Here is a 12,883-nt window from a genome sequence, read left to right as displayed (position 1 = left end):
GGTGGCTCATCACCATCATCGGCACGTCGCGGCCAAACATCTTGCCGACTTCAGCGGCGCGGTAGCCGGCGGCGTTGACGACAATCTCGCAGCGGATCTCGCCTTGCGCGGTCTCGACCACCCACTCGTCGTTCTCGCGGCGCACGCCTGACACCGGACAGAATCGGATGATCCGGGCGCCCATGTCACGGGCACCCTTGGCCAGCGCCTGGGTCAGCTGCGCCGGATCGATGTCGCCGTCGCTCGGATCGTAGAGCGCGCCTTTCAGATCATGCGTCTCGATGAAGGGGTAGCGGCGCTTGATCTCGTCGACGCCGACGATGTCGATGTCCATGCCCTGATAGCGGCCCATCCCCTTGGCACGCTGGAACTCCTGCATGCGCTCTTTCGTATGGGCAAGGCGCAGCGAACCGGTGACGTGGTAGTTCATGGGATAGTCGACCGCTTCGGCCAGCCCGCGATAAAGCTCGGTCGAATAGCGCTGCATGTTCATCAGCGACCAGGACGAGGAGAAGGTCGGCACGTTGCCGGCGGCATGCCAGGTCGAGCCGGAAGTCAGCTCGTTCTTTTCAAGCAGCACGCAGTCGGTCCAGCCCGCCTTGGCGAGATGATAGAGCGAGGACGTGCCGACCGCACCACCTCCGATGATCACCACGCGTGCCGTGCTCGGCAAACCGGCCATGTTTTTCTCCCTAATGAAACCTAAAGCGCGTTGCGCTTTCTATTTTTGTTTTTGATGCATGTCGTCATCCCAAACCGCTGCACAGTTTTAGGCGACATGCATTCAATAGACTGGCGGCGAAACCACCCAGATGACAACCGCCGGCTCGGCACCCGGATTGCGCCAGCGGTAGGGCTTGCCTTCGAAGCGAAAGGAGTCGCCTTCGCCAAGCCGATGCCAGACGCCTGATATCTCGATGTCGAACAGTCCGGACGCGACATAGCCGGCCTCCTCGGTCGGCCTGCGCGCCTCGGTCTTCAGCTCCGCGCCCGGCGCGAAGACCGAACGCACCATCTCGAAGCTACCGCCGAGATCGGGTGACAGAAGCTCCTCCACCAGGCCGGATTCGCTTGTGCCAAGCGTGCGGCGCCTGCCGGCGCGCACAACCACGCCGCGCTCGCTTTCGACGGGCACGTCATGGCTGAAGAACAGGCTGATCGGCACGCCGAACAGTTCGGCGAAGGCTCTGAGGTCGCTGAGCGATGGCGTCGAGAGGCCGCGTTCGACCTGGCTGACCCAGCCGACCGACCGGCCAAGTTTCAAGGCGATCTCCGCGAGCGTCAGCCCGCGCGCCTTGCGCAGCGCCCTAATATCGCTGGCCAGCACACATTCGTCAGGTCCCTGCAATTTTCTTGGGATAGGGGAAGGCAAAACGTTCACTTCATGAAAAGTTCCAGGCAAATTTCATGAGAAAACAGGCTCATGAAAAAATCAAGTGGATTTTCACCGGCTCAAGATTTGCTTGCACGATTTTGGTGGTTCATGCAAAGGCTCGGCCGCGAGCGGCGGGTGGGGACGTCCGATCGAGACAAAGGGTAAGGGACGGCCCATGCTGGAGAACAAGGCTCGAATCGTGGATGACGCCGAGATCGTCGACGAGGCTATCCTGTCGCGTCGCTCGGTGCGTGCATTCCTGCCCGACATGGTCGACGACGACACCATACGCGCCATTCTGGCGGTTGCGGCGCGCGCTCCATCCGGCACAAACATGCAGCCGTGGAAGGTCTACGTCGCCAAGGGCGAGACCAAGCAGCGGATCTCGGACGCCATCCTCAACTCGGGCATTCGCGCCGAAAAGGCCGATTGGGACGAGTACCGCTACTATCCGACCCAATTCTTCGAGCCCTACCTGACCCGTCGCCGCGCCAACGGTTTCGGGCTCTACGGCGCGCTCGGCATCGGCCGCCGCGAGGTCGACAAGATGCGCGCCCAGCACGACCGCAACTTCGTCTTCTTCGACGCGCCGGTCGGCATGATCTTCACCATCGACCGCCGGCTCAACCAGGGCTCATGGATCGACTATGGCATGTTCCTGCAGAACATCATGGTCGCGGCGCGGGGCAGGGGCCTGCACACCTGCCCGCAAGCGGCCTTCGCGCCCTATCACCGGCAGATCAGGCCGGTGCTCAACATTCCCGACGAGGAGATCGTCGTCTGCGGCATGGCACTTGGCCATGAGGACATTTCCAAACCCGAAAACACCTTCCGCACCGACCGCGTGCCGCTGGAAGAGTGGGTGACGTTCAGCGAATAGCCACCTTGGTAGGGCCACCTTGATGGCCCAGGTCTGGCCTTGCTACTCGGTATTCATCTGTGCGCCATGGCCGCTGACATGGGCGCCGTCTTGTGGCGTCAGCTTGAGATAGGCAAGCAGTGCGCAGAGCGTGATGATCCCCTCGATCACGAACAGGATGCGGAAATCGTCGGCGATGGCCGGGCCGCCGCCGGCCCGAAACGACAGTGCGGCGGCGGCGAGGCCAACGCTGATCGCGACCGCCAGCTGCCACAGGATGTAATAGAGCGCGCTGAAGCGGGCGAGCTGCTCGGGCGCGATGTCGGAATAGGCGAGGTTGCCGGTCGAGGCCCATTGCGCCGAGCGGAAGACGCCGAAGATGAAGATGTAGGTCAGCACGATCCAGACCGGCGTGGTTGCCTGCATCAAGGCAAAGCCGGCGACCATGGCGGCGACGATCGGCGTGTTGCAGACCAGCACGCGGCGGAAGCCGAACCGGTTGAGGACGCGCGGCATGAAGAACCGCATGGCGACCGAGCCGACCGCGGCGACGAAGGTCAGCGATCCCGCCTGCACCGCGCTCATGCCGAAGCCGAGCTGGAACATCAACGGCAGCAGGAAGACAACGGAGCTGAGGCCGATCGTGTCGAGGCCCCCGCCGGTCAGGAACGAAATGCGGAAGGTGCGGATGCGCAGGAGCTTGAGATCGAGCAGCGGATTGCGCACGCGCAGGCAGTAGAACGAGGCGACGGTCAGGATGACGAGCGCCAGCGCCAGTTCTCCGGCGATGACGCTGCCGGCCGCGTCCTTGGCGGCAAGCGAATCCATGCCGAAGACCAGCAGCACGATGCCGCTGCCGACCAGCAGGAAGCCCGGAAAATCGAACGGCGTGCGCACCGGCTTGGTCACTGTCGGAAACAGCGAGGCGGCAAGGAAAGCCGCCGCCAGTGCGAACGGCACGTTGATGAAGAAGATCCAGCGCCAGGAAATGTAGGTGGTCAGCGCGCCGCCGACGAGCGGGCCGACCAATGGCCCGGACTGGCCGGCCAGCGAGATGTACATGTTGATCTTCAGCGTGCGGCTGCGCGGAAAGGTCTGCAGGATGACGACCTGGCCGAGCGTGCCCATCAGCGCGCCGCCGAACCCTTGCAGCGCGCGGGCGCCGACCAGCATCCAGATGTTGTCGGACAGCCCGCACAGGGCCGATGCGGTGGCGAACACCAGCAAGGCAAAGCAGTAGACGTTGCGCAGGCCGAAGCGGTCGGCGGCCCAGCCGCCAAGCGGCATCGAGATGATCAGGCTGGCGACATAGACGGTGATCAGGAGGCCGAGCTGGCTGGGCGGGCGGCCGAGACTTTCGCCGATACCGGGCAGGGCCGTCACCACGACATTCTGGTCGAGGCTGGTCATGAAGACACCGCAGGCGACCGTCAGCGGCAGCAGGAGCATGGCTCTGGCCGACACATCGGCGCGATCGGTGGCGCCGGCGGATAGTTCTGCGGTCATGGGGATGTTCGAACCAAAACGAATGTGCCGAGCCTGAGGCGGGATTTTTGTACCCCGAGGGCCGCTCTGGCGGCCACGTTCCCATCATGGCTGCCGGCGCCGCGATTCTCTAGCGGCAGAACCGGCTGGCCTTGATGCCAGAAGCAGGGGCGACGCGGCTGTCCGGCCGCGCCATATAGAGCATTTTATCGTTTCACGGAAACGCAGAGCCGCTCTACCTCTTTGTTTTGACGCAATTCCCTTGGGAAAGCGCTACGCGCTTTTCCCGGGAAAACCGTTTCCACACTTTTCCTGGAATTGCTCTACTGCACCTCGTAGCCGACTTCCTCGCTGGCATGGCAGAGCGCCTTCCAGAACGAGCGCGCGAATGAGCGAAAGACATAGATGTCGAACTGGTCGGAGCTGGTGCGCTGGATCTGGGCGAAGACATCGTGATGGGTGGTCGAGCGGCCGGCGCCGACCGGAAAGGCCGGCAGCGCGAAGTCGATGGCGAAGAATTTCGCCAACACCCATTCGGCCTTCGGCCCGGCGATGCGAATGGCGGTGCGGCCATGCGACAGGTCGGTCACTGTGCCTATGGCGGGCGTTACCACCTTGGCAAAGGCCATGGCCAAACCTTCGGCCTCGTCGGCGACCGTGAATTTTCCCGGCGCGAAGCCGAATACCGACTTCACGCCGTCGCTCAGGCCGCCACCGGCGCCATCGGGCAGCGCAAGCCCGGTGACGGTTCGGATGGCGGCGATCAGCTTCTTTTCCTCGCCGGGCCAAGCGGCGAGTTGCACGATCGAACCTGGCCTGGTCTCGGTCAGGATGATCTCGACGCCATGCTCGAAATTGCCATGCGAGCCGACGTGAAATTCCGGTTCGAGTGGGGACAAGGGCTCGGGTGACTGGCGCTCAACCATGCATGCGGCTCCCGTCCGGATCGAAGAAGTGGTTGGAGACGATCTCGACCGGTCCGAACCGGTTGCGCAAGGGATCGGAGACATGGGCGCGCGTGCCGTGCCGTGCCTTGCCGCCCTTGACCAGTGCCAGCGCGATATGCTTGCCGAGCGCCGGCGAATAGCAGCAGGCCGTGATGTGGCCGATGGAGCCGTGCGGATTGGCCTCGTCAAGCTCTTCGACGATGTGCGCGCCGCCGTTGAGCGGTCGGTTGTCGAGTGCGATCAGGCCGACCAGTTCCAGCCGGTCGGGCGCGATCAGGCCCTCGCGGTCCATCATCGCCGAGCCGATGAACGGCTTCTTCTTCGACAGCATCCAGTCGAGATGCAGGTCGCGCGCCGTGGTGCGGCCGTCGATCTCGGCGCCGGTGACATGGCCCTTTTCGATGCGCATCGTGCCCAGCGCCTCGAGCCCGTAGGTGACCAGCCCGAACGGCTTGCCGGCCTCGATCAGCGCTTCCCAGACATAGGTACCGAAGCCGGCACCGCAATAGACCTCGAAGGCCATTTCACCGGAGAAAGAGAGCCGGCAAATCATCACCGGCACACCCGCTATCTCGCCGCGCACGATGCCCATGAAGGGCAAGGTGGCGTTGTCGACCGATGTGCCGGTGACACACGCGGCGAGGATCTGCCTGGCCTTTGGGCCGCCGATCGCTGCGCCCGCCCATTCGTCGGTGACCGAGGTGAGGTGGACCTTGAGTTCCGGCCAGATGACGTCGAGGAAATATTCCAGATGCTGCATCACCTTGCCTGCGTTGGCCGTGGTGGTGGTCATCAGAAAATCCTGCTCGCCAAGCCGCCAGGTAGTGCCGTCGTCGAAGGCGAGGCCGTCCTCGCGCAGCATCAGCCCGTAGCGCGCCTTGCCGACGGCGAGCGTCGAAAACATGTTGGTGTAGACGCGGTCAAGGAATGCGGCGGCGTCGGGTCCTTGCACGGCAATCTTGCCCAGTGTCGAGACATCGACGATGCCGGCGCTGTCGCGTGTCGCCTTGGCTTCCCGCACATAGGCCTGCTCGACCGTCTCTCCGGCATGGCCGTAGATCATCGGGCGATACCAGAGGCCGGCCGAATACATCGTCGCGCCATTGGCGACATGCCAGTCATGCATCGGCGTCAGCCGCTCGGGTTTCAGGTCGCCGAAGCGCTCGGCCGCCAGCGAGCCGATCGACACCGGCGCAAAGGGCGGCCGGAAGCGTGTCGTGCCGACCTCGGGGATCGGCTTGCCCAGCGCCTCGGCCATGATGGCGAGACCGGGAACGTTGGAGCTCTTGCCCTGGTCGGTCGCCATGCCGAGCGTGGTGTAGCGCTTCAGGTGCTCGACCGAGACAAAGCCTTCGCGATGCGCTAGCCGCACATCCTCCGCGGTCACGTCGTGCTGGAAATCGACAAAGCTCTTGCCATTGGCCCTGATCTCGAACACCGGCGCCGGATCGGGGTCGCCAGCTACGGCATCGACAGTGGGCAACGCCGCCGGCGTGCTCGTTCCACCGGCCGCGGCAAGGCCGGCGGCGCGGCCTTCGGCGATGGCCTCGGTGGTGGAAAAACTGCCGGTGAAGGCGCCGGCGCCAATCCAGTGCTGTGTTGCCCATTGCTGCGTTGGCTTTGGCGGCAGGAAAGCTTGCCGTGCGGCATTCCATTCGGCCTTGGCGCCGGCCTGGCTGGCGAGATGGATGGTCGGCGACCAGCCACCCGACATCAGCAGGCAATCGGCATGGATGCTGCGGGCGTCGCCGGTGAGCGTGCCATTGGTCATGTCGAAGCGCTGCAGCTTGAGGCCGGACAGCGCCTTGCCGCCCTCGGTGGCGACGACGGCATGGCCGGCAAAGATCTCGGCCTCGGCTTCGGCGGCCAGCTTGCGCATCTCGGCGGAAAGCTCTGGCCGGACGTCGGCGATGGCGACGACCGCGGCACCCGCCTTCTTCAAGGCGACGGCCGCCCGATAGGCGCTGTCATTGTTGGTGAACAGCGCGATCCGTTCGCCCGGCAGCACGCCGAACTCGTTGGCGTAGCGCTCGGCGGCATGCGCCAGCATCACGCCCGGCCTGTCGTTGCCCGGGAACACCAGCGGCCGTTCGAAGGCGCCGGTGGCCAGCACCACGGATCTGGCGCGGATCGCCCAATAGCGATGGCGCGGCTCGCCCTTGCCGGGCTGCTCTTTGTGGTCGCTGACCCGTTCCAGTGCTGCAAGCGTGTTGTTGTCGTAGTAGCCCCAGACCGTGGTGCGCGGCAAAAGCCGGACATTGTCGCGGCCCTCGAGCTGGAGGACGGTGCGGCGGGCCCAGTCGGCGGCCGGCGCTCCATCGATCGTTTCGCCCGACCAGTTGGCCGAGCCGCCGAAACGCGGCTCGAGGTCGGCCAGCATGACGCGGGCGGCCTGGTCGGCGGCGGCCTTGGCGGCCATCAGCCCGGCCGGTCCGGAGCCAACCACCAGCACGTCGCAAAAGGCGTTCATGCGTTCGTAGCGGGCCGGGTCCTTTACCGATCCGGCGCTGCCGAGGCCGGCGGCGCGGCGGATGAAATGCTCGCAGAACATCCAGAAGCGCGTGCCTTTGAGCGGACCGAACACCGGTCCCATGAAGGTCTTGTAGTAGAAGCCGGCCGACAGGATCTTGCCGCCGAGCTGGTTGACGGCGTTGATGTCCCAGGCAAGCGACGGAAAGCGGTTCTGGCTGATGGCCACAAGCCCGTCATGGATCTCGACCATGGTCGCCGGAATGTTCGGCTCGCGGACCTCGCCCTTCAGCACCGTCACCAGGGCGTTGGGTTCCTCGACGCCGGCAGTCAGCAGGCCGCGCGGGCGATGGTATTTGAACGAACGGCCGAAAAGGGTGACGCCCTTGGCCAGCAGCGCCGACGCCAGCGTGTCGCCGGCATGGCCGGTGTAGGCCGCTCCGTCGAAAGTGAAGCGGATGGTTTTCAGCCGGTCGATGCGGCCGCCTGTGTCGGTGCGGCGCGGGCTCATGACTTGTCCTCCGCCTTGCGGCGCGCGGCCGAGCTGTGATCGCCGCGCACGAAGGTGACCTTGGAAATCTCATGCGTCAGCGTGTTGCGCACGACCCGCAGATGGGCCCGGCAACCGCCGGAATGCTGCCAGATTTCGTTGTGGTCGCCGGCCGGGTTCAGCCGGTCGTAGACATAGGCGTTCCACGCCTCGAAATTCTGCGAGGCGGGGTCGGGACGCTCCCGGTTGCCGTCACCTTGATAGGTGAACTCGATGACGTCGCGCGGGCCGCAATAGGGACAGGTGATCAACATGGGACTTTACCTAATGCAGCCGCGGGTTTGCACCCTGGCCCTTGTCGTCGATCACCAGGCCGCGGTGGAAGCGGTCGAGCGTGAATGGGGCGTTGAAATCGTGCGGCTGATCCTTGGCGATGGTCCAGGCAAAGCACCAGCCGGAAGCCGGCGTCGCCTTGAAGCCGCCATAGCACCAGCCGCAGTTGAGATACATGCCGGGCAGGGGGCCAGTGGTGATGATCGGCGACCCGTCCATCGACATGTCGCAGACGCCGCCCCAAGAGCGCAGCATGCGCACGCGGGCAAGGCCCGGAAACAGCGCCAGCATCTCGCTCATCACCTCGTCGACGATAGGCAGATTGCCGCGCTGGGCGTAGCTGTTGTAGCCATCGATGTCGCCGCCGTAGACGAGGCCGCCCTTGTCCGACTGCGACATGTAGAAATGGCCCATGCCGAAGGTCACGACGGTGTCGATGAATGGTTTCAGCGATTCGGTGACAAAGGCCTGCAGCACATGGCTTTCGATCGGCATCGTCTCGACGCCGGCCAACTGCATGACGCGCCCGGTGCTGCCGGCGACCGCGACGGCCACTTTCCTGGCGCGGATGTGGCCGCGCGACGTCGTGACGCCGGTGACGCGGTCGCCATCGCGCAGGAAGCCGGTGACCTCGCAATTCTCGATGATGTCGACGCCGCGACGGTCGGCGCCTCGCGCGTAGCCCCAGGCCACCGCATCGTGGCGGGCGGTGCCGGCGCGCCGTTGCATCAGGCCGCCAACCACCGGGAAGCGTGCGCTATCGGAGATATCGAGCGCCGGGATCAGGCGTTTGATCTGCGCCGGCGTCATCAGCTCGGCATCGACGCCGAGATGGCGCATGGCGTTGCCGCGCCTTGCATAATCATCGAACTGGGCCGGCGTGTGCGCCAGGTTCAGGCAGCCGCGCTGCGAGAACATGACGTTGTAGTTGAGGTCATGCGACAGGTTCTCCCACAGCTTCATCGAATGCTCGTAGAAGCGGGTGTTGGCGGGCAGCAGATAATTCGAGCGCACGGCCGTGGTGTTGCGGCCGACATTGCCGGATCCGAGCCAGCCCTTTTCCAGCACCGCGACATTGGTGATGCCATGTTCCTTGGCGAGATAATAAGCCGTCGCCAGCCCGTGGCCGCCGCCACCGATGATGATGACATCATAGGACGCCTTCGGATCCGGCTTGCGCCAGGCCGGTTTCCAGTCCTTGTTTCCCTTGAGCGCATTCGCGAGCAGCGAAAAGGCCGAGTACTCTGCCATCATTGTCATCCGGTTCGGGCGATGCCGCAGACTATAGAGCAGGGCGCACCTGCAAAGCCAATATTGCGCCATCGCCTTTCGACTGGCCGACGCCTGGTCAAGCGATTGGATAGGGTCGGCGATCGGATACGACGGCTTGCCCCATGATATGGCCGTCTTTATCAAGGACAGGCTTTCAAATTGCCTTTGCCGCCCATGAGTCGCCGCCAAATCATGCTTTTCCGATTGCTTCGCCTCATTTTGATCCTTGCGCTCGTTGTCTCGGCGCCGCCTTCGTTCGACGTGATGGCGCAAGCGCTCGGCCAGGGCGCCGCCGGATTGATCACCGATCAGCAGAAAGTCATTCAGGGCCTGACGGCCAAGACTGACGATCTCGAGAAGAAAATACAGCAGGACGGTGAGGACGATGCCTCACTCGTTGATATCCGTCTGCAACTGGAGGAGATGTCGCGTGCGGCACTTACCAGTGCGCTGGCGTTCCGTTCGCGCCTTACCGACATCAACAATCGGGTCGAAACGCTTGGCCCGCCGCCAGCGGCGGGGCAGCCGCAGGAGCCCGACATTGTGACCGGCGAACGCCAGGCGCTGGCGTCGGAAAAGGCCGAGATCAACGCAGTCGTCGCCAGCGCGCAGAACCTGTCGATTCGCATCAGCGGGCTGATCGAAAAGATAGGCAACATGCGCAGCGCGCTGTTCCGCAACCTTTTGACCAAGCGCTACGTGCTGTCCGATGCCTTGAGCCCGCAGGTCTTCTCGGATGCCACGGACGAATACGCCAATTTGTACAAGGCGGTGTCGTCCTGGCTGAGCTTCGCTTTCAAGTTCAAGTTCCAGGCCGTCCTGGCCGCGACCTTCGTGGCGCTCGGCCTGGCGCTGGTGCTGCTGGTCGGCGGCCGGCGCCTGTTCGGGCGGGTGTTCGAAGCCGATCCCGCCAACGAAGACCCGTCCTATCTCAGCCGTCTGTCGGTGGCCTTCTGGTCGACCTTGCTGCCGACGCTGGCGGTCGGAGTATTTCTCGCTTCCACGGTGTTCTTTTTCAACTATTACAATGTGTTGCGCGGCGACATCGGCGTCTTCCTGAATGCGCTGGCGGCCGTCATCGGAGTGGTGTTCTGCGTCAACCGGCTGGCCAATGCGGCGCTCGAGCCGCGGCTGCCGAACTGGCGGCTCATTCCCGTCGAAACCGGCCCGGCGCGCTGGCTGGTGCGGCTGACGACCGCCATGGCCGTGGTCATCGGCGTCAACTATTTCCTGTCGATCGTCAACGACAAGATGGGCTCGCCGCTGTCGCTGACCATTGCCCGCAGTTTCGTCGCCACCATAGTCGTCGGCGTCATCCTGATCCTGATGGCGATGCTGAGGCCGTTCAAGGCGCGTGACGGAAGCTGGCGGCCGTGGCCGGCATGGCTGCGCTATACATCGCTTGCACTTGGGCTGTTCACCATCGTTGCGGCGCTGCTCGGCTATATCGGCCTTGCCCTGTTTGTCTCGCTGCAGGTCGTCGTCACCGGCACCGCCCTGATCACCGCCTATATCGGCTTCCTGTCGGCACGGGCGATCGGCGAGGAGGGTGCTTTCGCCAACACGTCCGTCGGCCGCTGGCTGTCCGCCAATTCGAGCTACGAGGATACAGCACTCGACCAGCTCGGCCTTGTCGTCAGCGTCGCCATCAATCTGATGATCGTGCTGGTGTTCCTGCCGCTGATCCTGTTGATGTGGGGCTTCCAGCCCGGCGACATCCAGGCCTGGGCCTACAAGCTGGCAACCGGGATCAATATCGGTTCAGTGACGATTTCGGTCACCGGCATTCTTTCCGGTATCGTCGTCTTCATCATCGGCTATTTCCTGACGCGCTGGTTCCAGGGCTGGCTCGACGGTTCGGTGATGGCGCGCGGCAAGGTCGATACCGGGGTGCGCAACTCGATCCGGCTGGCGGTCGGCTACGCCGGTGTTGCGCTGGCGGCACTCGTCGGCATCTCGGCGGCGGGCATCGACCTGTCCAGTCTTGCGCTCGTCGCCGGCGCCCTTTCCCTCGGTATCGGCTTTGGTCTGCAGAATGTGGTGTCCAATTTCGTCTCCGGCCTGATCCTTTTGGCCGAGCGGCCATTCAAGGTCGGCGACTGGATCGTCGCCGGCGATGTCAGCGGCACCGTCAAGAAGATCAGCGTGCGCGCCACCGAGATCGAGACGTTTCAGCGGCAGTCGGTGATCCTGCCCAATTCGAACCTGATCAACAACGCCGTCGGCAACTGGACGCACCGCAACAAGCTCGGCCGCGTCGACATCAAGGTCGGCGTCGCCTATGGCAGCGACGTCAAACAGGTTCACGCCATCCTGCTGGACATCGCACGCAGCCACCCGCTGGTGTTGAAGAACCCGGAACCTTTCGTGCTGTTTTCCAATTTCGGCGCGGCGGCACTCGAATTCGAGATCCGCGTCTTCCTGGCCGATGTGATGAACGGTAATATCGCGCAGAACGACATCCGTTTTGCCGTGCTTGAGAAATTCGGCGGCGAGCACATCGAGATTCCCTCGACGCCGCGTGCCGTCGTCGAGGTTCACAAGCCCAAGGCCTGGCCAACCGACGACGACAAGATCGAGGCCGATTTCGCCGAGCAGGAGCAGGCCAAGGTGGAAGCCGCGGCCGAGGCGAAGCGGCTTGCCAAGTCGGGACGCAAGGTGCGCAAGCCGGACCCCGACTAGGGGGCCGACAGTCCAACTGGCGTTCGAACGGGCGCGCTCGCAATCGCCCAAAGCCAATTGCGGCATGAATGCGGCATTCAGTTGCGGTTCAGCTTCCGTCTCATATAAGCTTCCATGCAAAGGCAAGAACGCCTTGCGAATGCAACAGAGGCGGTGGGAACACCGATATTGCAACATGTGGAAGTCTCTCGTCGCTGCCGTCGCCCTGGCCGCCGCCATCGGCTCGGCCCATTCCGCCAGCGCGGTCAACAAGGACGCCGAGACCCGCACGCTGGTCGTGACCGAGGGCGGCAGCAAGTCCGAACTGGCGCTGGCCGCTGGCGAAACCGTCGAATTCTGCCCGAACGGCTGCTTCGTCACCTTGCCGAATGGCGATCTCGAAGCCCTGACCGGCTCGGAAACCGTCGAGATCTCGGGCGGCGTCGCCCGTATCAAGTAATTCCGACCGCATGACAGGAAAGGCCGGGCATTCGCTCGGCCTTTTATCGTTTCCGGTAGTAGTTGTTTAACAATGACGCCGGAAATACCGCCATGGCAGCCGCCTGCAACCGGACGTTTTAACGTTCGCTACGCCATCCCCCGCTATACCAGCTTCAAGACGGCGAAACGCGGCGCGCAACGAGGTCCGTTTTCCGGATCATACGCTGGCAGGGCAGAACGGACATGGATGCGCGGTCGGACAGGAACGCAATACCGCTTGCGGTCGATCTCGACGGCACGCTGATCGCGACCGACCTGTTGTGGGAAGGGCTATTCATCCTTCTCAAGAAGAACCCGCTCTATATATTTCTCGTGCCTTTCTGGGCTGCCGGCGGACCGGCCCGGTTGAAGCAGGCGATCGCCCAGCGCATCGACATCGATCCGGCATCACTGCCCTATCGCGAAGCGCTGCTCTGCCGTCTCCGGACCGAGCACGCCGAAGGCCGCAAGATCGTGCTGGCGACCGGCACGCCGCGCAAATTCGCCGACGC

At 63.9% G+C, this 12,883-nt stretch carries 10 protein-coding genes and 1 pseudogene; 4 read left to right on the top strand and 7 right to left on the bottom strand.

The features are described 5' to 3' along the window. On the bottom strand, positions 1 to 682 hold a 682-nt coding region (locus ACFSQT_RS05710), incomplete at its 3' end, for an NAD(P)/FAD-dependent oxidoreductase (protein ID WP_379017405.1). A gap of 102 nt (positions 683 to 784) precedes the next feature. Further along, on the bottom strand, positions 785 to 1,348 hold the full coding sequence (locus ACFSQT_RS05705; RefSeq protein WP_379017404.1) for a helix-turn-helix domain-containing protein: 564 nt from the start codon (positions 1,346 to 1,348) through the stop codon (positions 785 to 787). Positions 1,349 to 1,550: 202 nt separating this feature from the next. On the opposite strand from ACFSQT_RS05705, the gene ACFSQT_RS05700 reads away from it, so the two are divergent. Beyond that, the gene (locus ACFSQT_RS05700) at positions 1,551 to 2,255 is read left to right on the top strand and encodes a nitroreductase (RefSeq protein WP_379017403.1); all 705 of its coding nucleotides are present in this window, start codon (positions 1,551 to 1,553) and stop codon (positions 2,253 to 2,255) included. Positions 2,256 to 2,297: 42 nt separating this feature from the next. On the opposite strand, the gene ACFSQT_RS05695 is transcribed toward ACFSQT_RS05700, so the two are convergent. From ACFSQT_RS05695 to ACFSQT_RS05675, 5 genes are all read right to left on the bottom strand, one after another. Then, positions 2,298 to 3,740, bottom strand: coding sequence for an MFS transporter (locus ACFSQT_RS05695; protein WP_379017402.1), 1,443 nt, complete (start codon positions 3,738 to 3,740; stop codon positions 2,298 to 2,300). A gap of 302 nt (positions 3,741 to 4,042) precedes the next feature. Beyond that, complete coding sequence (locus ACFSQT_RS05690; protein WP_379017401.1) at positions 4,043 to 4,645, bottom strand: sarcosine oxidase subunit gamma; 603 nt, start codon at positions 4,643 to 4,645, stop codon at positions 4,043 to 4,045. Then, a complete protein-coding gene (locus tag ACFSQT_RS05685; protein WP_379017400.1) occupies positions 4,638 to 7,646 on the bottom strand; it encodes a sarcosine oxidase subunit alpha in 3,009 nt (1,002 codons plus the stop codon). Before ACFSQT_RS05685 ends, ACFSQT_RS05690 begins: the two co-directional genes overlap by 8 nt. Next, positions 7,643 to 7,939, bottom strand: coding sequence for a sarcosine oxidase subunit delta (locus ACFSQT_RS05680; protein ID WP_379017399.1), 297 nt, complete (start codon positions 7,937 to 7,939; stop codon positions 7,643 to 7,645). Before ACFSQT_RS05680 ends, ACFSQT_RS05685 begins: the two co-directional genes overlap by 4 nt. A 10-nt stretch (positions 7,940 to 7,949) precedes the next feature. Next, positions 7,950 to 9,209 carry a sarcosine oxidase subunit beta gene (locus tag ACFSQT_RS05675; RefSeq protein ID WP_379017398.1) on the bottom strand — a complete coding sequence of 420 codons (1,260 nt, stop codon included), beginning with the start codon at positions 9,207 to 9,209 and terminating at the stop codon, positions 7,950 to 7,952. Between the two features lie 213 nt (positions 9,210 to 9,422). Between ACFSQT_RS05675 and ACFSQT_RS05670 the strand changes: the two genes are divergently transcribed. The 3 genes and pseudogenes from ACFSQT_RS05670 to ACFSQT_RS05660 all read left to right on the top strand — a co-directional run. Then, on the top strand, positions 9,423 to 11,912 hold the full coding sequence (locus tag ACFSQT_RS05670) for a mechanosensitive ion channel family protein (RefSeq protein ID WP_379017397.1): 2,490 nt from the start codon (positions 9,423 to 9,425) through the stop codon (positions 11,910 to 11,912). Positions 11,913 to 12,087: 175 nt separating this feature from the next. Then, on the top strand, positions 12,088 to 12,351 hold the full coding sequence (locus tag ACFSQT_RS05665) for a hypothetical protein (RefSeq protein WP_379017396.1): 264 nt from the start codon (positions 12,088 to 12,090) through the stop codon (positions 12,349 to 12,351). 224 nt (positions 12,352 to 12,575) lie between these two features. After that, positions 12,576 to 12,883, top strand: a pseudogene (locus tag ACFSQT_RS05660) (UbiA family prenyltransferase); the annotation flags it as partial.

The organism is Mesorhizobium calcicola (genome assembly GCF_042682105.1).
GTDB lineage: Bacteria > Pseudomonadota > Alphaproteobacteria > Rhizobiales > Rhizobiaceae > Mesorhizobium > Mesorhizobium calcicola.
The sequence above is the reverse complement of the archived record's forward strand: the minus strand, read 5'-3'. Positions and strand labels throughout refer to the sequence as shown.